Origin of the sequence: Mycobacterium hainanense (genome assembly GCF_041890355.1) — a bacterium.
Lineage (GTDB): Bacteria > Actinomycetota > Actinomycetes > Mycobacteriales > Mycobacteriaceae > Mycobacterium > Mycobacterium hainanense.
Genome location: NZ_CP169059.1, coordinates 5,366,076 through 5,392,123 on the forward strand (window position 1 = coordinate 5,366,076; position 26,048 = coordinate 5,392,123).

The window sequence follows — 26,048 nt, forward strand, 5'->3', positions numbered from 1 at the left end:
CGCGGCCTCACACCGGGCAGGTGCTGCGCCACCCCGCGCTGGCGGTAAGCGAGAAGTCGCCCAGGACGCTCGAAATGTGCTGCCGCAACTGGGCTTCGGAATTATGCCGGCCCAGCTCGTAGGCCAGGAACGAGACGAAGACCCGGCCGTGCACCCTGCCCGACAGCAGCGCCAGCGCGCCGTTGGTGCGGTACATGGTCGCGGTGGTCACGCCCGGGTACACGGTCTTCATCGCGAAGCGGTCGGCCTCGGTGCCGTCCGGCCGGTTGACGGCCGGGTCCATCGACCCGAGGTTGGACGACACGACGGTGACGGCACTGCCGGTGACCACGCCGATCAGTCTGCGCATGACGCGTTGCGGAATCAGGGGAACGAGCGGCAGCAACGCCCAGCGCTCGTCGGGCTCATCCTCGTGGCGGGACAGCGCCTCCTTGATCCTGGCGCGGAGCGAACGCAGGTCGGTGGTCGCGGGCGTGGGGTCGACCGTGATGTCGACGTTGACGACGGCGTTGGCGCGGGTGTCACCCGGGGTGCGCTCGTTGACGGGCATTCCCACGTTGACGCTGCCGTCCACGGCAACCCGGCCCACGCGCCGGGCGAGATGGGCAGCCAATCCGGCCAGCAGCGCGTTACTGGTTCCCCCCAACGCGGTTGCGCGGGCGTCCCATTCGTCCGCATCGATGAAGATGGTCGCCGAGGGCAGGCCGAGGGGTTGGTCCGGCCCGGTGGGCGGCGCGGGCCGCTTGACGGCCGGCGCGGCCGCCGCGGCGTCGCGGCCGGCCCGGGCCATGCGTGCCGCCGCAACGACGGCGCGGCCGACATCGGCTGTGTCCCGCGCGGTTTGGCGTGCGTCCTCCCACACCGCCTGCCACCGGCTCCGCGAAGCGGCCGCGGGCCAGAGCATCGCCTCGTCGCGGCCGCACACCGCGTCCGCCAACGCCTCGCACAGCCCGACTCCGTCGGTGAGGCAGTGGGTCACCACCAGGCTCACCGCCGCGCCACCGTCGGTCAGCGGGAGCACCCCCAGGTGCCAGCCCGGGCCGTGCTCCGCGTCCGGCCGCTTAGCCGCCTGCTGGGTGAGCCAGGCATCGATTTCATCGCGGGCCCAGGGCGTCGCTTCGATCTCGAGGTCCGACGCATCGGTAGGTGCCACCCAGCGATGCCGACCGAACGGCAGGGGGGACCGTTCGATGCGGCGGCGCAAGCGGCCCCGACCGAGATGACGATGGAAGCTGCGTAGCCCGTCGACGTCGATCGGGCGGTCGTATACCCAGATCGCCTGCAACACACTGGTGGTGGCGGTCGCCCGCTCGCCCAGGAACAGGGTCTGGTCGGCCAGGTCCAGCAGGTTGCTCATCGCTAGGCCGCCTCGTCGTCGTTCTTGGTCGGCGCGACGATTCCCCGCTGGCCCCGGCCGGCATCGACGACGCGCGCGAACGTTTCGCCTAACGTCGCGATGTAACGGCCCACGGAGTCGCGCGCCGTCGCATTGTCGGGGAAGGACATCGTCACCGTGGTCTTCTCGGCGTGGCGGTTGATCCACATGTTGATCCCGCCGTGGGACAGGCTGTCGCCGTAGGTGCCGAAATTTGTCTCCGCCCACAACCCGGCCAGCGGGATCTTGCGAAAGTCGAGGAAGGACAGCATCATCGGCAACCGGGTGGGCAGCTTGATGCCGAGCTCGTCGGGTGTCGCCAACTCCAGCAGTCGCTCGACCGGAACACCGGCGAGGTCCTTGGCCGCATCGAAGGACTTCTGGGCGGCCCGGGCGGCCTCGGCGAAGGTGGTTCCCGCGGTCGGCACCGTGACCGGGACCAAACTGGCGAACCAACCCACCGTCATGGTGTCGATGCCAGGTGTCCGGGTGTCCCGGGCCGTGAACCCGTGATAGACGACGCCGCCGGCCAATTGCCGCTCGGCCAACGCGATGCAGGCGAGAACCCCGCCGATGAACCGGGCGCCGGCCGCGCAGCACGCGGCGTCGAAAGCCTCCGTGCCGGCCGCATCCAGCAGATCGACGGTCACCAGGTCGCCCCTGCTGTTGGTCCAGGTGTCTCCCAGCGGCAAAGGAAAGCTGGGCCATTCGCCGTCGGTGTCGCGGGCGAACGCGATCCAGTCCTTGATCTCCGAAGACGACAGGGTCAGCCCGGCGACCTTCTCGCGTTGGCGCGTGGTGTAGTCCTGGTAGCTTCTGACCTCCGGAAGCGCGGCCGTCCGCTGCCCCTGCACGAGTTCCCGATAGGCCAGGTGGATGTCGACGAAGATCACGCCCGCGGACAGGCCGTCGATGTGCAGGTGGTCCACGCTCGCGTAGAAGGTGAAGTAGTCGGCGTGCTGGACGATGCCGTAGGTGAAGCAACCCCATTCGAGCGTTCCGGGGGTGGTGGTCAGCACGTGGCTGCGCACCTGGTCGACTGTCCTGTGCCCGAACGACATCGGAACGAAGTCGATGACGCCGGGGTCCTCGATCACACGGCGCACGATGACACCGTTATCGAATTCATACCAGCTGTGGTAGGTGTCGTGCCGGCGGACGTGCGCGTTGACCGCGGCCGTCATCGCCGGGATGTCACACGCGCCGGGAATGTCCCAGGACACGATCATCAGACGGGGTAGCGCCCGGTTCATTGCCCTGCCATGGTGGGCGGCCCAGAGGTGTTGACACTGTTGGTAACTCGGAGGCAGATCGCTTCGGCGCGCGGCGTGAGCCGCTTGGCATGCGGAAGGTGAAGCCGTCCACATGGTGAGCGGCCCCTGGGCCGGCTGCCATTCGTAGATGTTTCCGAGCGCGACCATCTCCCTAGTCCCCGTTCTACGGTGCCGACGTTGCCTGCGGCATGGGAGGAGCCGGGAAGCCGTGCGGCAACGGATTTTCCGCGTAGCACAACTGGACCATCGTGCTGGGATTCTTGGGCGTGATTCCGTAGGTCGGGCTGAACCTACGGCGCCGCTTGCCCCCCTGTGTCGCTGCTATTGGACGTTAGTCGAGGAACGCGGTGATTCACGCGGATTGACCAAGATTCGCAATTGGCGCGTGTCGGCGCCGGTTCACCAGTATTCTTCTTCCCCTCGGTTGGACTCGGCCGCCGGTCCGGCAAGCCAAACCCCCACCGCCTCACGGCAATAGCGGCAGATCCCATAGCCGCATTCCCGGATCCAGCAACCAAAAGCGCTCCATGGTCAGGCGCATCAGCCGCAGCGCGCTGACGATCATGAACGCCGCCAGCGGCAGCTCGATCAGCAGCGCGGTGGTCAACGACAGCCAGAGATCGTTGGGGCCAGCGGTCATCAGGTCGAACCATGCGTCACACAACAGGAGGACCCCGGTGGTGAACGCGGCCGGAACCAGTACCTGACGACGCAGATAGCCCAGAACGGCCGTCGCCACCATGAACGCCATCAACAACACGTCGAAGCCCACCCAGGTAAGGGGCCAGTTGTGCGCGACGTAGTTCTCCGGCAGCGTCGTGGACAGATATCCCAGCCACGGAATCATCACCGCCGAGCCACCGCCCGTCAGGCTCAGGCGGATGCGTCGCACGCGGGCCAAAAAGAGCGGGTCGATGACGTCGCTCAGGGGCTGTTCCAGTCGGGAGATGAGCTGCCGACGCTGCTCCGGACTCAGGGCCGCGATCTGCGCGTCGGTCAGGATGCCGTCGGTCATCAGCGACCGGCGGCCACCGGAGGTCGGCGGTCCGCCGCGGTGCGGGGCACGGCCTGCGCATCGCTGGGATCGAATTCCTTGACCCAGCAGGCGAATTCGAGGGTGATGCCATCGGGGTCCTGGAAGTAGAAGGACCGGACGTATACCCCGGGGTGCACTGTCGCGGACACCTGCATCGGGCTCTCGTCATGGTTGAGCACCGGCCCGACCCGCACACCCTTGTCCTTGAGTCGCTGGCGGTAGGCGTCGAACTTCTCGGCGGGCACGTGGAATGCCAGGTGGTTCATGGTGCTCACCGCGCTGGTGATGTCGCCGATGCCGGGGATGGCGCCCGGCGACGAGATCCCGGGCACCCGGTCCGGGGCGTCGGCGAACCAGAAGAATGCGATGCAGTCACCGTTGCCGGCGTCGAAGAAAAAGTGCTGGCCGGCGCCGCCGGGCAGGTCGAGCGACTTGATCAACGGCATGCCGAGGACGTTGGTGTAGAAATCCACGGTGCGGGCCATGTCCGCGCAGACCAGCGCGACGTGGTTGATTCCCCCGAGTTCGAATTCCGTGTTGGTGTTTCGCGGTTTGATCATCGCGCGGCTCCCCTCGGGCCCGGGCTGGAAGTCCTGGCCAAGATGTGCTTGTTGAATCTAACATCAGCGGGAGTTTTCTTTCGAGATGTCGATTGCCGACAGGGCCGCTGAAATGACTCCTCACATCGCTGCCAAAGGCGTTGTCCGCGAATTCGTCGGGCTACCGTCGAGTACCGCCGGGCGCGCGGGGGCGGGCGGACATCCTTGCCAGGGGCTCTACCACCGCGGGGTGGGCCGCAAGCCGAAGGTGGCGATGATCGCCACGCATTATCAGATCGACTTCTCCGAGCACTACCTCGCCGACTACATGGCCACCCGCGGCGTGGGCTTCCTCGGCTGGAACACCCGGTTCCGTGGCTTCGAGAGCAGTTTCCTGCTGGACCATGCGCTGGTCGACATCGGCGTCGGGGTGCGCTGGTTGCGCGAGGTGCAGGGAGTGGAAACCGTTGTGTTGCTTGGCAACTCGGGTGGCGGCTCGCTGATGGCAGCGTATCAGTCGCAAGCGGTGGAGCCGAACGTAACCCCGCTGGACGGGATGCGGCCCGCGGCGGGCCTGACCGAGTTGCCGGCCGCGGACGGGTACGTGGCCGCCGCCGCCCACCCCGGCCGACCCGACGTGTTGACGGCCTGGATGGACGCCGCCGTCGTCGACGAGAACGATCCCGTGGCCACCGACGCCGACCTGGACCTGTTCAACGACCGCAACGGACCGCCGTATGCGCCGGAGTTCCTGGACCGCTACCGGCGCGCGCAGGCCGCGCGTAACCACGCCATCACCGACTGGGCCGAGAGGGAACTCAAACGCGTTCGCGCGGCGGGGTTTTCCGACCGCCCGTTCAGCGTCATGCGCACGTGGGCGGATCCCCGCATGGTGGACCCGAGTATCGAACCGACGAGGCGTCAGCCGAACATGTGTTATGCGGGGCACCCGGCGAAGGCGAACCGGTCCGCGCACGGCATCGCGGCGGCCTGCACGCTGCGCAGCTGGCTGGGGATGTGGAGCCTGCGGGTGGCACAGACGCGCGCCGAGCCGCACCTGGCCCGGATCACCTGCCCCGCGCTGGTGATCAACGCCGAGGCGGACACCGGTGTCTTTCCGTCCGACGCCCAGCGGATTTACGCCGCGCTCGCCAGCGAGGACAAGACGCAGGCGTCGGTGGACACCGACCACTACTTCACCACGCCCGGCGCCCGCGGCGAGCAAGCCGACCTGATCAGCGGGTGGATCACCAAGCGGTTTCGCTGAGAGCCCGGTGAAGGTCCCGGCCCTATTGGCTCCCGGCGGCGAAGATCTCGGCGCCTGCGAATCATCGATCGACTGCAGCGCCGCCGCCTAAAAGGGCACGTGGCGGGATGGTGCCCGGCGGAACTATAAGTTTTGCGTTTCGTTTGCAACGCGTCAGAAAGTATGTAAGCTGCCGATTAGCTCAACCCTTGGTATGGACCCGCCCCCGGGGCTCCGCCGCGGTAGCTGTTTACCTACAGATTGGCAGCCGAAACATGACCAGCGATGCACCGGGATATTCAGCCGCGCTGGATGATCGACGTCGATGAGCTCCCGTTCGGCCTCATCGACATCGGTTGATGACCACGTCACCGCGCGTCGAAGATTGCGTGCAAGCCGCGCAGGCGTCATGGTTCGGCCCAGCGACCCGACTGCTGGCGGTGCCGAATTCACCCGGGACAGCAACACGAGAATGAAACTCGGGCAGGTATTCGATCCGCGAAATAACGCACTGAACGCCTTCCGGCTAGCGCTGGCGATCTCGGTGATCCTCTGGCACTCCTTCGAGGTCACGGGCCGCGTCGTGTCGCCCGTGGCGGTTCGGCAGCTTCTTTCCGAGGTAGGAGTTGACGGATTCTTTGCCATCTCCGGGTTCCTCATCACGGCGAGCTGGCTCAGCCACCCGCGACTGCGGGACTATCTCGTTGCCCGCGCTGTTCGCATCCTCCCCGGGCTCTATGTCTGCCTGGTGGTGACCGCGTTCGTCATCGCCCCGATCGGTGTGTGGATTCAGGGCGGCTCGGTCGCGAAACTGCTGCTGTCCGCCGGGCCGATCAAGTACGTCCTGAAAAACAGCGCAGTGGTCTATCTCCAACCCAGTGTCGCCGGAACACCGCGGGGAGTCCCTATGGCGGGCTGGTGGGACGCCTCTCTTTGGTCCCTCGCGTATGAGCTGATGTGCTACCTCGCCGTTGCCGGTCTGGGTGTGGTGGGACTCGCGCGTCGCCGGTGGGTTTCTCCCGTGGCGCTTCTGCTGGCAGTCGTTGCGGCGACGTTCTTTCATTTCCCGCCGGAGAGCATTCGTCAGACGATTGTGCGCTGCGCCATTATGTTTTGCGCCGGAGCGTTGCTATATCACTTCCAAGACCTGATTCCCGCCCGGTGGTCGCTCGTCGCGGTGAGCGTGGTCGTTGTGCTGGCGAGTAGCGTGCTGCCCGATTATCGAGTGGTCGCCGCGCTTCCGCTGGCGTATGCCGTGATCGTTTCAGGCGCCCTGATCCACAACAAGCGCTTGAGGTTACGGACGGATCTGTCCTACGGCGTCTATATCTATGGATGGCCGACTCAGCAGTTGTTGGTCATTTGCGGGCTGGTCAGTCTGAATCCGTCCGTGTTTTTTCTCCTCGCGACGACAGCCACCCTGCCGTTGGCCGCGCTGAGCTGGTTCCTGGTGGAAAAGCGCGCGATTTCTCTGAAATCTCGTCTCAAGCGAAGGTGGTCTGCCCCGGTCCTTCGCGAAACTGGCGGCGACCGTGAGGCTTCTTCGCTGATCGGCTCAGCACGGGTCCCCGATAGCGCCTAGCGAACTTGGGTCGTCCCATGCGGATAGCCGCACCGGCCTACTGAAAGTGTCCCCTCCGGGGCTTGATTTCTCGATTGCGTAACCGCCGAAGGTGTAGACACGAACGGTGTGGCGGTCGGATCGGGCTGCTCAGGAGCGAATATCGTGACTCGGACCCTTCAATGCGACGGGATTTTGGCTGATGGACGCTAAAGCTGCAGGTAGAACGCATTCTGTGCGAGCAGGACATCTCGCGATAACCGCGGAGCACCAAGACCTGGCCGATTCGGTGCGGTCATTGGTCACCCGCATCGCGCCATCCGAGGCGTTGCACGCGGCGATGGAAACGCCGATCGACAATCCACCGCCGTACTGGCGGGCGGCCGCCGAACAAGGCCTGCAGGGTCTGCACCTCGCGGAGTCGGTGGGCGGGCAGGGTTTCGGCATCCTCGAATTGGCCGTCGTGCTGGCCGAGTTCGGCTACGGCGCGGTGCCCGGGCCCTTTGTACCGTCCGCGATCGCCAGTGCCCTGATCGCCGCCGACGACCCGAACGCGAAGGTGCTCTCCGAATTGGCGTCGGGCGCCGCCATCGCCGCCTACGCGTTGGACTGCTGCGGGCTGACCGCCACGCGCCAGGGTGACACGCTGGTGCTGCGCGGCGAGGTCCGCGCGGTTCCCGCGGCGGCGCAGGCCTCCGTGCTGGTCCTGCCGGTCGCGATCGACAGCGGCGAGGAATGGGTGGTGGTGCGCGCCGAGGAGCTCGAGATCGAGCCCGTGAAAAGCATTGACCCGCTGCGCCCCGTCGCCCACGTGCGGGCCAACGCCGTCGAGGTCGACGCGGACGCCGCGTTGTGCAACCTGAGCATGGCCACGGCGCACGCGCTGATGACGACGCTGCTCTCCGCCGAGGCGATCGGGGTGGCGCGCTGGGCGACCGACACGGCGTCGCAATACGCCAAGATCCGCGAGCAGTTCGGCAGGCCGATCGGCCAGTTCCAGGCCATCAAGCACAAGTGCGCGGAGATGATCGCAGACACCGAGCGGGCCACCGCGGCGGTGTGGGACGCAGCCCGCGCCATTGACGAAGCACGCGAAAACGGTTGGGACATCACCGGTTCGCACGTCGAGTTCGCGGCAGCCGTTGCGGCGACGCTGGCGCCGGCCGCCGCGCAACGGTGCGCGCAGGATTGCATCCAGGTACACGGCGGCATCGGCTTCACCTGGGAGCACGACGTAGGCGTGTATTACCGCCGGGCACTGATCCTCGCCGCCTCCTTCGGCCGGGGCTCGGAGTACCCGCAGAAGGTGGTGCACACCGCCACCAGCACCGGCCTGCGGGCGGTCGACATCGACCTCGACCCCGAAACCGAGAAACTGCGCGAGGAGATCCGGGCCGAAGTCGCCGCGCTCAAGGCGATCGAGCGCGAGCAGCGCAAGGTCGCCATCGCCGAGGGCGGCTGGGCGCTGCCGTATCTGCCGAAACCGTGGGGCCGCGCCGCAGGTCCGGTCGAGCAGATCATCATCGCCCAGGAATTCACCACCGGCCGGGTCAAGCGACCGCAGATGGGCATCGCGACCTGGATCATCCCGTCGATCGTCGCCTTCGGGACCGAGGAGCAAAAGCAGCGGTTCCTGCCGCCGACCTTCCGCGGCGAGATGATCTGGTGCCAGCTGTTCTCCGAGCCGGGCGCCGGCTCGGACCTAGCCGGGTTGAGCACCAAAGCGACCCGGACGGACGGCGGCTGGCGTATCACCGGCCAGAAGATCTGGACCACGGCGGCGCAGCTCTCCCAATGGGGAGCGCTGCTGGCGAGAACGGACCCCAGCGCCCCCAAGCACAACGGCATCACCTACTTCCTGCTGGACATGAAGAGCCCGGGCGTCGAGGTGAAGCCGCTGCGCGAGCTCACCGGGAACGCGATGTTCAACACCGTCTACATCGACGACGTGTTCGTGCCCGACGAGTGCGTGCTCGGTGAGGTGAACCGTGGCTGGGAGGTCAGCCGCAACACCCTTACGGCGGAACGGGTTTCGATCGGTAGCAGCGAGGCCAACTTCCTGGCCACCCTGGGCCAGTTCGTCGAGTTCGTTCGCGACGGACAGTTCGACCCGGTCGCCCAACACCGCGCCGGTCAGTTGATCGCCGAGGGCCACGCCGCCAAGGTGCTGAATCTGCGCTCGACGCTGCTGACGCTGGCCGGTGGGGATGCCATGCCGTCGGCGGCCATCTCCAAGCTGTTGTCGATGCGCACCGGCCAAGGGTATGCGGAGTTCGCGGTGTCCTCGTTCGGCACGGACGCCGCCATCGGCGAACCGGGCGAACGGCCCGGCAAATGGGGCGAGTACCTGCTGGCGAGCCGCGCCACCACCATCTACGGCGGCACCTCCGAGGTGCAGCTGAACATCATCGCAGAGCGGCTACTGGGCCTTCCTCGCGATCCCTAACTGCATTTGGGCTTTCGCCACGGGGAGGGGACCATGCCGACCTGAGGGGTGGTCAGGCCGGCATGGTTTTCCCCCCAACCCGTGGGCCGGTCAACCTAGGAGTGGATCGGCACGTCAGGTTGACCGGTAACCACGGGGAGGGTGGTTCACCACCACCAGTTCCACCAGTGACCGGGGGCCCAGAATCCGCGGTTGCCCGAACCCCATCCGGGGTGGCCTCCCCCGCCCCATCCGTAGCCACCCCATCCATGGCCGCCATGACCCCCGCCTGGACGGCCAGGGATGATGCCGGGCCCGCCGGGCCCACCGTGGGGGCCGGCGGTGGTGAAGCTGGTGTCGAAACCTGGTGCCGGGGCGGCCTGGGCCACGGGGCTGGCGCCCAGCAGCAGCGCTACCGCCACCGCCGATGCACCGACCGCGCCCACGGCCCCGCTGCGCAGCGATCGTGTGGAGATCGTCATCGCGAGAGCTCCTTCCAGGTCTGATGCCGACAAGCAAAACGTTAGCCAGATGTTTCCCGGCAAACAACATCGGCACACGCAATTCGGTCTGTGAATTATGTAACAATTCTTTCACAAGCCGCGGTATTCGGTAATTGACTTACGTCAGGATTCGTGGGATTACTGATCCACTGAGATGCGATAGTGCCATGTCAGATGCGATATACTGATATGCTTGTTCGCGCAATTCCGTATCGGCGGAGAACATGAATTCCGCGCGGTTTACGCCGCCATAGTGCGCCCGGGGTCGCACTGTCAGGCCGCGAATGGCGCCTCAATCAGCAACTTTCATAAATTTGCTGGAACTCCCGAGTCGGCGGCGCCCCGCACCGCCAACGGCCCGGCGGCGCGACTTCCGCGGTCGTCGGTGGAAGAATCAGTATTGACACACTCGAGCGCTGATTTACTGATTGGCCACTCATTCGGAGGACGGCAGCCACAGTGAACTTCAACCCCAGCCACATCGGACCCGGCGCCGGAACGTTTCGTCCGGGGCCGTCGGCCAGCCCGGCGGGAGACGCCGCGCCGACCGAGCGCCTCACCGGGCTCGGCGGGCAGAGCCCGCAGCGCATGGTCGGCCAGCCGGCGGGCAACCAGGCGGGACGGGTTCAGCGGACGCGCCGGACCGTCGACCTACCGGCGGCCACCCACCGCGCGCTCGACATCTGGCAGCGCGAAGCGGCCGACCGCCTGGGCGTCGCCAGGGTGACGGGGCAGGAGGTTCTCACCGCGCTCATCGAACAGCTTCTGGTTGACCCGAAGCTCGCGGCGCAGATCACCCGGGCCATCAAGGAGCGGCGCTGACCCCGAGGGGCTAGTCGACCTCCATCTCACGCAGCTCGCGCTTGAGGACCTTGCCCGTCGGGTTGCGCGGCAGCTCCTCGAGGAAGACCACCTCACGCGGCACCTTGTAACGGGCCAGGTGATCGCGCACGTATCCCTTGATGGTGTCCTCGTCGACGTCGGAGCCGTCCTTCTTGACGACGAAGGCGCGCAGCCGGTGGCCCCACTCCTTGTCCTCGACGCCGATCGCGGTCGCCTCGACCACCTCCGGGTGGCCGCTGATCAGGTCCTCGACCTCGGCGGGGAACACGTTCTCGCCGCCGGAGACGATCATCTCGTCGTCGCGGCCGCTGACGTACAGCAGACCGTCCTCGTCGAAGTAACCGACGTCGCCCGACGACATCAGGCCGTCGATGATCTGCTTGTGGCCGCCACCCGTATAGCCCTCGAACGGGAACGCGTTGCCGACGAAGATCCGGCCGACCTCACCCTGTGGACGCTCCTTGCCGTTGTCGTCCAGGATCTTGACCTTCACGCCCTTGACCACCGGGCCGACCGTCGCCGCGTTCTTCTCCAGGTCCTTCGGACCCGCGATCGTCGCGAACGCGATCTCGGTCGACCCGTACATGTTGTAGATGACCGGGCCGAGGTCCTTCAGTGCGCGGCTGGCGAGCTCGGCGCCCAGCTGCGATCCGGAGATGAAGACGATCTTCAGGCTGGACAGGTCCGGCTTCTTGTCCATCTTCTCGACCGCGTCGAGGATGCGCGACAGCATGACCGGCACCACGACCATCGCGGTGACCTTGTACTTCTCGATGTCCTCGAGCACCAGCGGCGGCTTGAACTTCCGGCGCAGCACCAGCGTCGAGCCCAGGAACATCGCGATGGTGCCGTGCAGAAAACCCAGCGCGTGGAACATCGGGGCGGGCAGCGACGTCACCTCGTTGGCCTTGAACGGCACGTGCGACAGGATGCCGCCGACGGGCGCCAGCGTCGGCGGGGTGCTGCGGTTGGCCCCCTTCGGCGTGCCGGTGGTGCCGCTGGTCAGGATGATGATCGACGAGTGCTTGCTCGCCTTGGGGGCGGGTTCTGTGCTGCTGCGCTTGATCAGGTCGGCCAGCGTTTCGTCCTTGCTGCCCGACGGCTCGTCCGCGTCGGGGTTGGTGCCCAGCGCGCGCAGGAAGCCCAGTTCCGGCTCCGCCTTGCTGACGGCCTTGGTGTACTCGTCGTCGTAGATGATCAGCTTGGCGCCCTCGCGCTCAGACACCTCTTTGATCTGCGGGCCGGAGAACTCGCTGTTGAGCAGGATGATGCGGGCACCGACCCGGGCGGCGCCGAAGTAGGCGATGAGGAACCAGCGGGTATTGCGGGCGAGGATCGCGACGCCGTCACCGCCCTTGACGCCCATCTCGATCAGTCCGTTGGCCACGGCGTGGGCTGCCTCGTCGAGCTGCTTGAAGGAGAACTCACCGTCCTCGTCGATGCACGCGGCGCGGTCGGGATGGCGGCGGGCATTCAGCGACGGGAGCATGCCGAACTCGCCCCACTTGTAGATGTCGTTGGCCATCGCGGCGTAGTTCTGCGGCGGCTCCAGCCGGAAAGCGCCCGCTTCGAAGATCTTGCGCACATAGTGCAATTCGGCTGAGCCGCGTTCCAGGTATTGCTGGACCTTGGCAACCGCCTGCCCGGGCAGGCCGATCAGATTAGGCATGGATCCACCCTATGTGACGTCCGTCGCATTCCGAGGGGTAAGTACCCATCCACTTACGATGATGAACATGAGCGGTCCGGCGTCACTCGAAGTGGCCGGCCGCCGGGTCGCCATCACCCATCCCGACAAGGTGGTCTTCGAGGTCCACGCAGGCAAGGGGCCGTTCACCAAGTTGGACCTGGTCCGCTACTACCTGTCGGTGGCCGACGGGGCGCTGCGCGGGGTGGCCGACCGGCCGATGATCCTCAAGCGTTTCGTGAAGGGCATCGCGCAAGAGGCGGTGTTCCAGAAGCGGGCCCCGAAGAATCGGCCCGAGTACGTCGACGTCGCCGAGCTGCACTATGCGCGCGGCACGTCGGCCGCCGAGGCCGTGATCCACGACGCCGCCGGGCTGGTGTGGGCGATCAACCTGGGCTGCGTCGACCTCAATCCGCACCCGGTGCGGGCCGACGACCTCGACCACCCCGACGAGTTGCGGGTCGACCTGGATCCGATGCCCGGGGTGCCCTGGCGGCGGATCGTCGAGGTCGCGCTGGTGGCGCGCGAGGTGCTGGAGGATTACGGCCTGGTCGCCTGGCCCAAGACGTCGGGGTCGCGCGGTTTTCACATCTACGCCCGGATCGCCCCGCGCTGGGAATTCCGGCAGGTGCGGCTGGCCGCGCAGACCGTGGCCCGCGAGGTCGAGCGGCGGGCGCCCGACGCGGCGACCAGCCGCTGGTGGAAGGAGGAGCGCGAGGGGGTGTTCGTCGACTTCAACCAGAACGCCAAGGACCGCACGGTCGCGTCCGCGTACTCGGTGCGCGCGACGCCGGACGCGCGGGTGTCGACGCCGCTGCTGTGGGAGGAAGTCGCCGGCTGCAAGCCCGAGGCCTTCACCATCGAGACCGTGCCGCGCCGACTCGCGGAACTGGGCGATCCGTGGGAGGGAATGGACGACGCGGTCGGGGATCTGAGTCGGCTGCTGATGCTGGCCGAGGAGATGGGGCCGCCCAAGCGGGCGCCCAAAGGCTCGGGCACGCGCACGGAAGGGGGGCGGGTCTCCTCCAAGCCGCTCATCGAGATCGCGCGCACCAAGACCAAGGACGAGGCGCTAGCCGCGCTGGACACCTGGCGCGGCCGGCACCCCGCCGCGTCGCGCCTACTGCAGCCGGCCGACGTCCTCGTCGACGGCATGCGCGGGCCGAGTTCGATCTGGTACCGCGTCCGGATCAACCTGCAGCACGTGCCCGCGGATCAGCGACCGCCGCAGGAGGAGCTGATCGCCGACTACAGCCCCTGGCAGGGGTACGGCGGCAGGCAGCAGCCGTCGAGTTGAACCGGTCTACACGCCGACCCGCGCCAGCGCGTTGGATGCGTTGCCCTTGCGCAGGTAGCAGTACCAGGTGATCACCAGCAGGGCCAGGAAGAACCCCACGTAGAACCGCAGGGCCGGCTCGATGCTGCCGAACTGCGACCTCGACCAGGCGTAGGCCAGCGGCACCACGAACCCGCCGAAGGCGCCCACCGCCGAGATGACGCCCAGCGCGCCCGCAGCCTGGCGGCGCATGTGCACCATGGTGTCCGGGTCGCCGCCGGCGAGCTGGCCCTTGATCACGAAGATCCGCGAGATCATCCGGTACGTCGAGCCGTTGCCGATGCCGGTCGCGACGAACAAGAACATGAAGCTGGCGAAGAACAGCGGCAGGTTCTTAGCGTTCACCGACCACAGCGCCGCCGAGGCGCCCACCGCGAGCATGACGAAGCTGGCCGCGGTGATGCGCGCCCCGCCGACCCGGTCGGCCAGCTTGCCGCCCAGGGGCCGGATGACCGAGCCGATGCCCGCACCGAGGAACGCCCAGGCCAACGCGATATCGCCGCGGCCGAACACCGTCTTGAGCAGGGTCGGGAAGGCCGCCGAGTAGCCGATGAACGATCCGAACGTGCCGATGTAGAGCAGCGAGAGGACCCAGGTGTCGGGGTGCCGCAGCGACTGCCACACCGGCTTCACGTCCGCCTTCGCCTCCGACAAGTTGTTCATGAAGAAGAACGCGCACACGGCGGCCACCACGGCCAGCGGCACGTAGAACAGGCCGGCGCGGGACAGCGCCACCCCGCCGCCGGCGACGACGATGGGCGGGATGATCTTCTGCACCACCGCGACGCCGATGTTGCCGCCGGCCGCGTTCAGGCCCAGCGCCCAGCCCTTGTCCTTCTCCGGGTAGAAGAAGGAGATGTTGGCCATCGACGAGGCGAAGTTGCCGCCGCCGAAGCCCGCGGTCGCCGCGATCGCGACAAGGACACCGAACGAGAGCCCGGGATGCCCGACCGCCCAGGCCAGCAGCGTGCACGGGATCAGCAGCAGGGCCGCCGAGATGGTGGTCCAGTTGCGGCCGCCGAAGATGGGGACCGCGAAGGTGTAGGGCAGGCGCAGCAGCGCGCCGACCCCACTGGGCACGGCGACCAGGCACAGCGCCTGGCTCGCGGTCAGCGCCCAGCCGGACGCGGACGGGTGTCCGTGGGGCCCCGCGGTCATCTGGACCACCACGATGCTCCACAACATCCACACGCTGAACCCGACGTGCTCGGCGAAGATCGAGAAGATCAGGTTGCGCCGGGCGATCGGCTTGCCCGTCGTTTCCCAGAACTCGGGGTCCTCGGGTCGCCAGTCGTCGATCCAGTGCCCGCCCCGGTGGCCGGGACGCGTGGGCGCAAGGCCCGGAACCGTCGGCTCGGCAGAAGTCGTAGTCACGCCCCGACGTTATGGAAGGTCTGTTACCGGTCTGCTTGAGTGCAGTTACGGCGGAGCTACGTGGATGTCGCAACGGCCGTTCCCCGCCTGTCAGATCTTTTTGTGCGCCGGGTGCGGGAGAATTGCCGCATGCCGGCGACTGACCAGCCCCTGGGGCTGCGGGAACGCAAGAAGATCAAGACCCGTCATGCCCTGCGGCGCGAGGCGTTCCGCCTGTTCGACGCGAACGGCTACGCCGCCACCACCGTCGAGCAGATCGCCGAGGCCGCCGAGGTGTCGCCCAGCACGTTCTTCCGGTACTTCGGATCCAAGGAGTCGCTGCTGCTGGCCGACGACCTCGATCCGCTGATCCTGGCCGCGTTCGAAGCCCAGCCGCCCGAGCTGTCGCCGAGCCAGGCCATCCGGCGGGCCTACGCCACCACGATGGCCGGCCTGTCCGCCGAGCAGCTCGAGTTCGAGAACACCCGGCAGCGGCTGATCTTCTCGATTCCGGAGCTCAAAGCCGCCCTCTACGACGAGTACCACCGCACCGTGAACGTCATGGCGGAGGCGATCGGCCGCCGGATCGGCCGTCCCGCAGCGGATTTCGAGGTCCGGGTGTTCGTCGGCGCGATGGTCGGCGCCATGATGACGGCCTACGACAGCGCGCCGAAAACGGCCGACACCATCTATCGGGCGCTGGACTTCCTGGACGCGGGCATGCCGCTGACCTGAGCGGGCAACCGCGCGGCGACGGGCGTTGCCGGCACCGAACGCGCTAATCTCACGCGATGCGACAGGGTTGGAATCGCCGGGGATTCTTGCAGCTCGCAGGGGTTGCGACGGCCGCGGCGGTCGCCGGGGCTCCCGCCGCCTGCTCGTCACGCAAGCCGTCGTCGGACAACTCCGGCGGCAAATCGGTGACCATCAACCACCTCTTCGGCCAGACCGTCATCAAGGAACCGCCCAAGCGGGTGGTCAGCGCCGGCTACACCGAGCAAGACGACCTGCTCGCCGTCGGCGTGGTGCCCGTCGCCGTCACCAACTGGTTCGGTGATCAGCCGTTCGCGGTGTGGCCGTGGGCCCAGCCCAAGCTCGGTGGGGCGCAGCCGTTGGTGCTGAACCTCGACAACGGGATTCCGGTCGACCAGATCGCCGGCCTCAAACCGGACCTGATCGTGGCCACCAACGCCGGGGTGGACGCCGACACCTATCAGAAGCTGTCCGCCATCGCCCCGACCGTGCCGCAGTCGGACGGCGACGCCTTCTTCGAGCCGTGGAAGGAGCAGGCCGCCGCGATCGGCCAGGCGGTGTTCCAGGCCGACCAGATGAAGTCGCTGATCGACGCCGTCGACCAGAGGTTCACCGCCGTCGGCAAGGAACACCCGGCCTGGACGGGCAAGAAGGCGCTGCTGATGCAGGGCACGTTCTGGCAGGGCACCGTGGTCGCGACCATGGCCGGTTGGCGCACGGACTTCCTGAACCAGATGGGGCTCGTAATCGCAGACAGTATCCTGCCTTTCGGCACGGACCACCGCGCCGTCATCCCGCGCGACCACGTCAAGGCGGTGCTCGACTCCGCCGACGTGATCATCTGGACCACCGAGAGCCCCGACGACCAGAAGGCGTTGCTCGCCGACCCCGACGTCGCGGCGTCACAGGCCACCGCGCAGAGCCGGCACATCTTCACCACCAAGGATCAGGCCGGCGCGATCGCCTTCGCCTCGCCGCTGAGCTACCCGCTGGTCGCCGACCAGCTGCCGCCGCTACTCGGCAAGATCCTCGGTTAGCTCCCGGCCGCGCCCGCGGCGTTTGAGCGTTTGCTAAGGCAGCTCTGGCAGTGTTCGAAAATCCCTCGCTCGCCCCTCGCCCGGCCCGAGCCGGCGGGGTTACCGTCGAGTAATGAGCGTGACGGACCTGACGGACAACGTGTCCAAGGAGCTGCCGACCGAACTGGTCGGCAACACGGTGCTGGACTTCGGCGACAGCGCGCTGATGCTGCAATGCGGCAGCACCGCCGAGGTATTGGCGTGGACGGCGCAGCTGCGCGCCGCGGCGTTGCCCGGCGTGGTCGACGTCGTCCCGGCCGCCCGGACGGTTCTGGTCAAGCTTGACGGCCCCCGGTTCCAGGGCGTGGTTCGTCAGCGACTGCGCAAGATGCGGGTCAACGCCGAGGAGGCCACCGAGCCGGATCGCCGCGCCGACGTGGTCATCGACGTCGTCTACGACGGCCCCGACCTCGCCGAGGTCGCCGAGCACACCGGGCTGACCGTCGCGCAGGTGATCGAGGCCCACACCGGCGGCCTGTGGCGCGTCGGATTCAGCGGATTCGCACCGGGTTTCGCGTATCTGGTCGACGGCGACGCGCGCCTGCGGGTGCCGCGCCGCTCGGAGCCCCGCACGTCGGTGCCCGCAGGCTCGGTGGGTTTGGCCGGCGAGTTCAGCGCGGTCTACCCGCGCCGGTCGCCGGGCGGCTGGCAACTCATCGGCCGCACCGACGCGGTCCTGTGGGACCTCGAACGGCCCGAGCCGGCCCTGCTGACGCAGGGCACGTGGGTTCAGTTCCGGGCCGTCTGAGGTAAGGACATCGCCGTGCCAACTTTGGAGATCCTTCGCACCGGACCGCTCGCCGTCGTCCAGGACCTGGGCCGGCCAGGGCTGGCCCACCTGGGGGTGAGCCGGTCAGGGGCCGCCGACCGGCGCGCCCATCAACTGGCTAACCGGCTGGTGGCCAACCCCGGTGACCGCGCCACCGTCGAGGTGACGTTCGGCGGTTTCGCGGCCCGGGTGCGTGGCGGCGCCGTCGACCTCGCGGTGACGGGTGCCGACACCGACCCGACCGTTGACGGAATCAAGTTCGGCACCAACAGCATTCAGCACGTTCGCGACGGGCAGGTGATCGCGCTCGGCACGCCGCGCGCCGGATTGCGGAGCTACCTCGCGGTGCGGGGCGGCATCGCCGTGCAGCCGGTGCTGGGATCGCGCAGCTACGACGTGATGTCGGCCATCGGCCCGGCGCCCCTGCGGGCGGGGGATCGGCTTCCCGTCGGGGAGCACACCCCCGACTACCCCGAACTCGACCAGGCTCCGGTGGCCGCGATCCGCGCAGATGTGATTGAACTGGCCGTGGTGCCCGGCCCGCGCGACGATTGGTTCGTCGACCCCGATGTCCTCGTGCACAACGATTGGGTGGCATCCGACCGCAGCGACCGCGTGGGCATGCGGCTGGTCGGCCGCCCCCTGCAGTACTGCTATCCGGATCGGCAGCTGCCCAGCGAAGGCACCGTACGCGGCGCAATTCAGGTGCCGCCCAACGGTTTACCGGTGATCCTGGGTCCCGACCACCCGGTTACCGGAGGTTACCCGGTGGTCGGCGTGGTGATCGACGAGGACATCGACAAGATCGCCCAAGTGCGACCCGGGCAGTCGGTGCGTCTGCACTGGTCACGCCCAAGGGTGCCGGTGGGCGCCCAGCCGCGATCCGCCCTCACCGGCTGGCCCTTTTCCTGATCGAAATGTATTCCAGCTCACATCAAGCCGTGGATCGGGAGCGAATCACCCGAAATCGGCGGCAATTTCGCGGCTTGACCTCCTACAGGTACTTACCAGAGAACTGGTAAACAACTAACAGGCGATTCCGGGTCGTTTGAGTTGACCCCTTCCCGCCCCGAGTGTGAGCATCGAAATTCACGGCGGGGCATGCCTCTTCATTCTCGGCGCCCATATTTCTCCCCGCTGCGCCAGTGAGCGACGCGGCACCTGGCGCGGGTAAAGCCGGATCCGCCGGTGACTGGACCTGACGAGAGGGAGTGTTATGCACGCCAGGTCGCGCGCCACCATGAGCGCGGGCCCGCCAACCCAACGCGCACAGTGGAATTCATCGTTGACGAAAGGTGACGATCGGATGGCCCGCAATCACCGCATCGCGGACTGGAATCCGGAAGACACGGCGGCCTGGGAGGCCGGCAACTCCAAGATCGCCCGCCGCAACCTGTTGTGCACCGTCGCCGGCGACCACGTCGCCTTCTCGATCTGGACGCTGTGGCCCGTCATGGCGCTGTTCATGCCCGAGCACGTCTACGGCTTCTCCGCCGGTGACAAGCTGCTGCTCGGAGCCGTCGCAACCCTGGTCGGCGGGCTGGTCCGGATCCCCTACACGCTGGGCATCGCCGCCTTCGGCGGTCGCAACTGGACCGCCTTCTCCGCGTTCGTGCTGCTGATTCCGACGGCAGGCACGATCGTGTTGTTGGCCAATCCCGGCCTGCCGCTGTGGCCGTTCGTGGTGTGCGCCGCGCTGACCGGGCTGGGCGGTGGCAACTACGCAGCCTCGCTGGCCAACGTCAACGCCTTCTACCCCCAGCGGCTCAAGGGATCGGCGCTGGCCGTCAATGCCGGCGTCGGCAACCTCGGGGTGGCGGTGATCCAGCTCGTCGGGCTCTTGGTGCTCGCCACGGCGGGACACGAGGCACCGTACTGGGTATGCGCGGTGTACCTGGTGATGCTGGCGGTGGTCGGCGTCGCGGCCGCGCTGCTCATGGACAACGTCGGCCACGGCACCGAGCTCAACACGATGCGCTCGATCCTTTTCGAGCGCGACACCTACGTGATCTCGCTGCTTTACATCTGCACCTTCGGTTCCTGGATCGGGTTCGCATTCGCCTTCGGCCAGGTGATGCAGGTCAACTTCCTGGCTAACGGGGAAGGCGCCAAACACGCGGCGCTGCACGCCGCGCAGGTGGCCTTCGTCGGGCCGCTGCTGGGCTCGCTGGCCCGGATCTACGGCGGCCGGCTGGCCGACCGCAAGGGCGGTACCCGGGTCACGCTCGGCGTGCTCGCCGGCATGACGCTGGCCGCCGGATTGCTCGTTGTCGTCAGCACGTTCGACGATCACGACGGCGGAGGCCGCTCGTCCAGCATGGTCGGTTACGTCGTCGGGTTCATCGTGCTGTTCGTCCTGTCCGGGATGGGCAACGGCTCGGTGTTCAAGTTGATCCCTTCCGTTTACGAGGCGCGCAGCCGGGCGCTCGCGATGGGCGAGTCGGAGCGCCGGCACTGGGCGCGCGCCAGGGCGGGATCGTTGATCGGCGTCTGCTCGGCGGTCGGCGCGCTCGGCGGCGTGGGCATCAACCTCGCGCTGCGCCAGTCCTACCTGGCCACGGGGACAGAGACGTCCGCCTATTGGGCGTTCCTCGGTTCCTACGTCGTGGCCGCGCTCGTCACCTGGCTGGTGTACGCGCGCCGGCCGACGCTGCCCGTCGACGCGGCCAGTGAGACTACAAACGCCCTGGCCCGCGTGTGAGCGTGGCCTCATTGTGGGCAATGCGCAAGCAATTGCCAGGTAACGCAACGGAAATCTGACAGGCATACACAGGAAATATGGCCCAGCCGGACTCCCCGCCGCTGACGGGTTACCGCATCGCGGTGACCTCGAGTCGGCGCTCCGAGGAGCTCTGCGCACTGCTCAGCCGCCAGGGCGCCGAGGTGTGCAGTGCGCCCGCGATCAACATGATCGCGCTGCCCGACGACGACGAATTGCACCGTAACACCGAGGCGTTGATCGCCCAGCCGCCCGACATTTTGGTCGCGCACACCGGCATCGGATTTCGCGGCTGGCTGGCCGCGGCCGAGGGGTGGGGGCTGGTCGGCCCGCTGCTGGACGCCCTATCGTCCGCCCGGATCGTCTCGCGCGGTCCGAAGGCGACCGGCGCGCTGCGCGCCGCCGGCCTGCACGAGGAATGGTCGCCGGATTCCGAATCCTCGCAGGAGGTGCTGGAATACCTGCAAAAGTCCGGGGTGGCCGGGGCGCGGGTTGCGGTCCAACTGCACGGCGCCGCCGATGCGTGGGATCCGTTCCCGGAGTTTCTGGGCGGCCTGCGCCTGGCGGGAGCCGACGTGGTGCCGGTCCGGGTGTACCGGTGGAAGCCAACACCGTTGGGCGGCACGTTCGATCAGCTCGTGCTGGGGGTCGCTGGCCGGCAGTTCGACGCGGTCACCTTCACGTCGGCACCCGCGGCCGCGGCGGTGCTCGAGCGCAGCCGTGAGCTCGACGTCGAGGACCGACTCCTGGGAGCGCTGCGCAGCGACGTGCACGCGATGTGCGTCGGCCCGGTGACCTCCAAGCCGTTGATCCGCAAGGGCGTGCCGACGTCATCACCGGAGCGAATGCGGTTGGGCGCCTTGGCCCGTCATGTCGCCGAGGAACTGCCGCTGCTGGGTTCGTGCACCGTGCAGGCGGCCGGCCACACGGTGGACATCCGTGGCACCTGCGTGCTGGTGGACGGGGCCATCAAGGTACTCTCGCCGTCCGGCATGGGGATATTGCGCGCGCTGGCGAAGCGCCCCGGCGACGTCGTCCCGCGGGCCGACCTGTTACGCGCGTTGCCGGGCAACAGCAACGACCCGCACGCCGTCGACACGGCGGTGCTGCGGCTGCGAACCGCCTTGGGCGACAAGAACATCATCGCGACGGTGGTCAAGCGTGGCTACCGGCTCGCGACCGAGCAACGGGTTAACTCCGCATGGCACTGATCCTGGTGGCGCACGGCACCCGCAGGCCCGAGGGCGTAGCAATGGTCGAAGACCTTGCCGCGCAGGCAAGTTCGCTGATCGGCTGGCCGGTAGAGGTCGCCTTCGTCGACGTGTTAGGGCCTACCCCCAGCGAGGTGCTGTCGCGGGCGCGGGCCACGGGCAGGCCCGCCATCGTCCTGCCGGCGTTCCTGTCGCGCGGCTACCACGTCCGCACCGACCTGCCGGCCCACGTCGAGCTGAGCGGGCACCCCAACACGGTCGTCGCACCGGCGCTGGGTCCCAGCGGCGAGGTCGCCCGTATCGTCGGCGACCAATTGGTCAAATGTGGTTGGCGCCCTGGCGATTCGGTGATCCTCGCGGCAGCGGGCACATCGGACTCCCGGGCCCGCGCGGACCTGCACACCACCGCGACGCTGGTGTCGGCGCTGACCGGCTCACGCGTGAGCCTGGCGTTCGCGGCCATGGGAGATCCGCAGCTACGGGACGCGGTGGACGAGGCGCGGCGCCGGGCCGGCCGCAGCGACGCGCGCGTCGTGGTCGCCTCCTACCTGCTGGCCGACGGCCTGTTCCAGGAACGGCTGCACGGCTGCGGCGCCGACCTGGTCAGCCGGCCGCTGGGCACCCATCCCGGCCTGGCACGCCTGATCGCGCATCGATTCCGCCGGGCCATGCCACCGGCCCTCGCCCGCACCGCTCGGCACGCGTCGCGCCGATCCAGCGCGCAGCGCTTGGTTCACGTCACGCGACCGAATTCCGCGGCCTGAGAAGGCCTGGCGGCGACGGCCGGGGGCGCGCCGACGACCCGGCGACGCTTGATCTTTAGCCCGATACCGGCGATCCTGGCACCATGCCCCGTCGCGAAGAGCCGCCGAGTGGGCTCCTTGACCCGGTCGCCAGAATGCTGCGGTTGCCGTTCGGCACACCGGAATTCATCGACCGGATCGTCACCGGCGGGGTCAACCAGGTGGGCCGTCAGACGTTGCGCATGCTGATCACCACGTGGGACGCCGCGGGTGGCGGCCCCTTCGCCGCCAGTGCGATAGCGTCCACCGGGATGGCCAAGACCGCCGAGACCGTGCAGAGCATGTTCGTCGGCCCGGTCTTCGGACCCCTGCTGAAACTGCTTGGGGCCGACAAGGCCGCCACGCGGGCATCGCTGTGCGCCTCGCAGTTGGTGGGCCTGGGCATCATGCGCTACGGCATCCGCTCCGAGCCGCTGCATTCGATGTCGGTCGACGCGATCGTCGACGCCATCGGCCCGACGATGCAGCGCTACCTCGTCGGCGACATCACGCGCTAGGCGGCGACCCGACCGACTTGAACGAAGCCGTCGGCGGTGACGCGTGCCGGGTACACCGGCACCGAGAAGTTCGGATCATCCAGGCAGGTACCGTCTTCCAGCGAGAAGGCCTGCTTGAGGATCGGCGACTGCACCGCCAGCCGTCCCCCGCGGTCCCCCACGATTCCCCGCGAGAGCACCGCCGCGCCGGAGAACGGGTCGACGTTGCCCACGGCGTACACCTTGCCGTCATCCAGCCGGAACAGCGCCGCCTGGGAGCCGTCGTCGAGCAGCACGCCAACCCCACGACCGGGGATCAGGCGGTCGTACTCGCAGGCCGTCGTCCACACCGCAATGTCGTTGAGAAGTGTCATGATTGTTCTCCAGCTCCCGTACGGATCTTCGGCATCCCAATGGAGACAGGGATTTTGCGTCCGGCGTGCTCGGTGAATTCCACCGTCGAGTCCACGGCGTCCGGGGCGTTGACGAACGAGACGAATCGCGACAGCTTGTCCGGGTCGTCCAGCACGCCCTTCCATTCACACTTGTAGTTCTGTACGTGCCGCTCCATGGCGGCCTCGAACTCGGCAGCCAGCCCCAGCGAGTCCTCGCAGACGACCTCGCGCACGTGGTCGAGTCCGCCCTCGAGCGAATCGACCCACGGCGCCGTTCGTTGCAACCGGTCGGCGGTGCGGATGTAGTACATGACGAACCGGTCGACGTAGCGGACCAGCGTCTCGGTGTCCAAGTCGCTGGCCAGCAGCTGGGCGTGCTTGGGCGTCATGCCGCCGTTGCCCCCGACGTAGAGATTCCAGCCCTTTTCGGTGGCGATAACGCCGACGTCCTTGGAGCGCGCCTCGGCGCACTCCCGAGCGCAACCCGAGACGCCCATCTTGATCTTGTGCGGGGCACGCAGGCCCCGGTACCGCAGCTCCAGGTCGATGGCCAACTGCACCGAATCCTGTTGGCCGTAGCGGCACCAGTCGGTGCCGACGCAGCTCTTCACCGTGCGCAGCGCCTTGCCGTAGGCGTGGCCGGACTCCATGCCACCGTCGACCAGTCGGCGCCAGATCTCCGGCAGCTGGTCCACCCGGGCGCCGAACATGTCGATCCGCTGGCCGCCGGTGATCTTGGTGTAGAGCCCGAAGTCCTGGGCGATCTGGCCGATCAGGATCAGGTGCTCGGGCTTGATGTCACCGCCGGGGACCCGCGGCACCACCGAGTAACTGCCGTTCTTCTGGATGTTGGCCAGGAAGTGGTCGTTGGAGTCCTGCAGCGAGGCCTGCTCGCCCTCGAGGATGTGATCCGAGCCGGTGGACGCCAGGATGGACGCGACCACGGGTTTGCAGATGTCGCAACCCTTTCCGCGGCCGAAGCGCTCCAACAGGCCGGAGAAGGTGCGGATCTCGGTGGCCGAGATGATCTCGAAGAGTTCCGCCCGCGACTGGCTGAAGTGCTCGCACAGCGCCTTGGACTGTTCCACGCCCTCGGCTTCCAGCAGCTGCTTGAGCAGCGGCACACACGAGCCACACGACGTGCCCGCCGCCGTGCACGATTTCAGCGACGGCACGTCGGCGCAGCCGTCGGCGATCGCGCACTTCAGGTCGCCCTTGGTGACGTTGTTGCACGAACAGATCTGCGCCGAATCCGGCAGTGCGCCGACTCCCAGCGCCGGTGCCTCGCCGGAAACCGGCGCGATCAGCGCGAGCGGATCCCCCGGCAGCTCGCTGCCGACCATCGGCCGCAGCACCCCGTACGACGAGGCGTCGCCGACGAGGACGCCGCCGAGCAGGGTCTTCGCGTCGTCGGACAACACCAGCTTGGCGTAGGTCCGCTTGACCGCGTCGTTGATGGTGACCTCGAGGCAGTTCTCGGTGACCCCCATCGCGTCGCCGAAGCTGGCGACGTCGACCCCGAGCAGCTTGAGTTTGGTAGACAGGTCGGCCTCGCCGAACTCCGCGGCACCGTCCAGCAGGCGGTCGGCCACCACTTCGGCGGAGGTGTAGCCGGGGCCCACCAGGCCGTAGCACCGACCCTCGATCGCGGCGACTTCGCCGACCGCGTAGATGTCCGGATCGCTTGTGCGGCAGGCCAAGTCGGTGAGCACCCCGCCGCGTTCGGCGAGCTCGAGGCTCGCCGCCCTGGCCAGCTCGTCGCGCGGGCGGATGCCGGCCGCGAAGATGACCAGTCCGGCGTCGATGACCGCGCCGTCGGTCAGGCGCACCCGCACCGACGAGACGCCGTCGGAGTGATCGATCGCTTCGATCGACTCGGTCCCGGTGCCCACGTGCACCGCGATGCCCAGCTCACCGATCATCTTGGCCAGCAACGCGCCGCCGCCCTCGTCGATCTGCTGGGCCATCAACCGCGGCATCATCTCGACGACGTGCGTCTGCAACCCGAACTGGCGCAGCGCATTAGCGGCTTCCAGGCCGAGCAGGCCGCCGCCGATGACCACGCCCGCGGGGGCGCGACCGGCCTCCACCGTCCGCTGGGCGTCGGCCCGGATGGCGTCGAGGTCGTCCAGCGTGCGGTACACGTGGCACGCCGGCAGGTCGTGGCCCGGCACCGGCGGGACGAACGCATACGACCCGGTGGCCAACACCAGCGTGTCGTAGCCGTGCCGCTGCCCGTCGGCCGTCACCACCGCCTTTGCCTGCCGGTCGATCTCGGTAACGCGCGCGTTCAGTACCAATCGAACCTGTTCGTCACCCGCGTAGTCGTTGCCCGGCAGCGCCAGCAGATTGCGGTCCCAGCTCTCGGTGTACGAGGTCAGCCCGACGCGGTCGTAAGCCGCATCCGCCTCCTCCGCGAAAACCGTGATGCGCCACAATCCCTCGGTGTCGCGCGCGCGAAGCGCCTCGACCAGCCGATGCCCCACCATGCCGTGCCCGACTACGACGATGTGACGGCCCGCACAGTGCGCGCGCGAAATCCCGTCTGCAGCCATGGCTTTGAGGTTAGCGGCCAGAAATTACCGCGGATTCGCCCAATGTGACGGTCCTATGACGAGGATCTCACAACTCACAGGGAGCCTTGTGAATATTCGTTCGCCCACGGCGA

The 26,048-nt window shown here is 67.8% G+C and carries 22 protein-coding genes; 13 read left to right on the forward strand and 9 right to left on the reverse strand.

Annotated features, from left to right (window positions below; genetic code table 11):
• Positions 1 to 7: 7 nt before the first annotated feature.
• From ACEL92_RS25320 to ACEL92_RS25335, 4 genes are all read right to left on the reverse strand, one after another.
• On the reverse strand, positions 8 to 1,357 hold the full coding sequence (locus ACEL92_RS25320; RefSeq protein WP_374023305.1) for a hypothetical protein: 1,350 nt from the start codon (positions 1,355 to 1,357) through the stop codon (positions 8 to 10).
• A 2-nt stretch (positions 1,358 to 1,359) separates the two neighbouring features.
• Positions 1,360 to 2,796, reverse strand: a complete 1,437-nt coding sequence (locus ACEL92_RS25325; RefSeq protein ID WP_374023306.1) for a condensation domain-containing protein — start codon at positions 2,794 to 2,796, stop codon at positions 1,360 to 1,362.
• A gap of 319 nt (positions 2,797 to 3,115) precedes the next feature.
• Entirely contained in the window at positions 3,116 to 3,664 is a 549-nt protein-coding gene (locus ACEL92_RS25330) for a hypothetical protein (protein ID WP_374023307.1), read from the reverse strand.
• Positions 3,664 to 4,245, reverse strand: a complete 582-nt coding sequence (locus ACEL92_RS25335) for a VOC family protein (RefSeq protein ID WP_374023308.1) — start codon at positions 4,243 to 4,245, stop codon at positions 3,664 to 3,666. Before ACEL92_RS25335 ends, ACEL92_RS25330 begins: the two co-directional genes overlap by 1 nt.
• Positions 4,246 to 4,357: 112 nt before the next feature.
• On the opposite strand from ACEL92_RS25335, the gene ACEL92_RS25340 reads away from it, so the two are divergent.
• The 3 genes from ACEL92_RS25340 (at position 4,358) to ACEL92_RS25350 (ending at position 9,477) form a co-directional block, all read left to right on the forward strand.
• Positions 4,358 to 5,491, forward strand: coding sequence for an alpha/beta hydrolase (locus tag ACEL92_RS25340; RefSeq protein WP_374023309.1), 1,134 nt, complete (start codon positions 4,358 to 4,360; stop codon positions 5,489 to 5,491).
• Between the two features lie 451 nt (positions 5,492 to 5,942).
• On the forward strand, positions 5,943 to 7,052 hold the full coding sequence (locus ACEL92_RS25345; protein WP_374023310.1) for an acyltransferase family protein: 1,110 nt from the start codon (positions 5,943 to 5,945) through the stop codon (positions 7,050 to 7,052).
• 214 nt (positions 7,053 to 7,266) lie between these two features.
• Positions 7,267 to 9,477, forward strand: a complete 2,211-nt coding sequence (locus tag ACEL92_RS25350; protein WP_374023311.1) for an acyl-CoA dehydrogenase — start codon at positions 7,267 to 7,269, stop codon at positions 9,475 to 9,477.
• Between the two features lie 146 nt (positions 9,478 to 9,623).
• Here the strand turns inward: ACEL92_RS25350 and ACEL92_RS25355 are convergent, their stop codons facing one another.
• Positions 9,624 to 9,938: a hypothetical protein gene (locus ACEL92_RS25355; RefSeq protein WP_374023312.1), complete on the reverse strand. Its 315-nt coding sequence runs from the start codon at positions 9,936 to 9,938 to the stop codon at positions 9,624 to 9,626.
• Positions 9,939 to 10,418: 480 nt separating this feature from the next.
• Between ACEL92_RS25355 and ACEL92_RS25360 the strand changes: the two genes are divergently transcribed.
• Positions 10,419 to 10,781: an ATPase gene (locus tag ACEL92_RS25360; protein WP_374023313.1), complete on the forward strand. Its 363-nt coding sequence runs from the start codon at positions 10,419 to 10,421 to the stop codon at positions 10,779 to 10,781.
• 10 nt (positions 10,782 to 10,791) lie between these two features.
• On the opposite strand, the gene fadD2 is transcribed toward ACEL92_RS25360, so the two are convergent.
• The gene (gene fadD2, locus ACEL92_RS25365; protein WP_374023314.1) at positions 10,792 to 12,471 is read right to left on the reverse strand and encodes a long-chain-fatty-acid--CoA ligase FadD2; all 1,680 of its coding nucleotides are present in this window, start codon (positions 12,469 to 12,471) and stop codon (positions 10,792 to 10,794) included.
• Positions 12,472 to 12,529: 58 nt separating this feature from the next.
• Here fadD2 and ACEL92_RS25370 point away from each other — a divergent pair, with 58 nt between their 5' ends.
• Positions 12,530 to 13,786: a DNA polymerase domain-containing protein gene (locus ACEL92_RS25370; protein WP_374023315.1), complete on the forward strand. Its 1,257-nt coding sequence runs from the start codon at positions 12,530 to 12,532 to the stop codon at positions 13,784 to 13,786.
• 6 nt (positions 13,787 to 13,792) lie between these two features.
• On the opposite strand, the gene ACEL92_RS25375 is transcribed toward ACEL92_RS25370, so the two are convergent.
• A complete protein-coding gene (locus ACEL92_RS25375) occupies positions 13,793 to 15,199 on the reverse strand; it encodes an MFS transporter (protein ID WP_374023316.1) in 1,407 nt (468 codons plus the stop codon).
• Positions 15,200 to 15,328: 129 nt separating this feature from the next.
• Between ACEL92_RS25375 and ACEL92_RS25380 the strand changes: the two genes are divergently transcribed.
• From ACEL92_RS25380 to ACEL92_RS25415, 8 genes are all read left to right on the forward strand, one after another.
• A complete protein-coding gene (locus ACEL92_RS25380; protein ID WP_374023317.1) occupies positions 15,329 to 15,913 on the forward strand; it encodes a TetR family transcriptional regulator in 585 nt (194 codons plus the stop codon).
• A gap of 56 nt (positions 15,914 to 15,969) precedes the next feature.
• Positions 15,970 to 16,968, forward strand: a complete 999-nt coding sequence (locus ACEL92_RS25385) for an ABC transporter substrate-binding protein (protein WP_374023318.1) — start codon at positions 15,970 to 15,972, stop codon at positions 16,966 to 16,968.
• A 112-nt stretch (positions 16,969 to 17,080) separates the two neighbouring features.
• Positions 17,081 to 17,755: an allophanate hydrolase subunit 1 gene (locus ACEL92_RS25390; protein ID WP_374023319.1), complete on the forward strand. Its 675-nt coding sequence runs from the start codon at positions 17,081 to 17,083 to the stop codon at positions 17,753 to 17,755.
• A 15-nt stretch (positions 17,756 to 17,770) separates the two neighbouring features.
• The gene (locus tag ACEL92_RS25395) at positions 17,771 to 18,688 is read left to right on the forward strand and encodes a 5-oxoprolinase/urea amidolyase family protein (protein ID WP_374023320.1); all 918 of its coding nucleotides are present in this window, start codon (positions 17,771 to 17,773) and stop codon (positions 18,686 to 18,688) included.
• A gap of 394 nt (positions 18,689 to 19,082) precedes the next feature.
• On the forward strand, positions 19,083 to 20,477 hold the full coding sequence (locus ACEL92_RS25400; RefSeq protein WP_374023321.1) for an MFS transporter: 1,395 nt from the start codon (positions 19,083 to 19,085) through the stop codon (positions 20,475 to 20,477).
• 77 nt (positions 20,478 to 20,554) lie between these two features.
• Positions 20,555 to 21,706, forward strand: a complete 1,152-nt coding sequence (locus ACEL92_RS25405; RefSeq protein ID WP_374023322.1) for a uroporphyrinogen-III synthase — start codon at positions 20,555 to 20,557, stop codon at positions 21,704 to 21,706.
• A complete protein-coding gene (locus tag ACEL92_RS25410; protein WP_374023323.1) occupies positions 21,697 to 22,470 on the forward strand; it encodes a sirohydrochlorin chelatase in 774 nt (257 codons plus the stop codon). Before ACEL92_RS25405 ends, ACEL92_RS25410 begins: the two co-directional genes overlap by 10 nt.
• Positions 22,471 to 22,553: 83 nt before the next feature.
• Positions 22,554 to 23,006, forward strand: coding sequence for a hypothetical protein (locus tag ACEL92_RS25415; protein WP_374023324.1), 453 nt, complete (start codon positions 22,554 to 22,556; stop codon positions 23,004 to 23,006).
• Here the strand turns inward: ACEL92_RS25415 and nirD are convergent.
• On the reverse strand, positions 23,003 to 23,359 hold the full coding sequence (nirD, locus tag ACEL92_RS25420) for a nitrite reductase small subunit NirD (protein ID WP_374023325.1): 357 nt from the start codon (positions 23,357 to 23,359) through the stop codon (positions 23,003 to 23,005). The two genes, ACEL92_RS25415 and nirD, sit on opposite strands and share 4 nt — an antisense overlap.
• A complete protein-coding gene (nirB, locus tag ACEL92_RS25425; RefSeq protein ID WP_374023326.1) occupies positions 23,356 to 25,935 on the reverse strand; it encodes a nitrite reductase large subunit NirB in 2,580 nt (859 codons plus the stop codon). The genes nirD and nirB overlap by 4 nt, the downstream gene beginning before the upstream one ends.
• Positions 25,936 to 26,048: the final 113 nt, after the last annotated feature.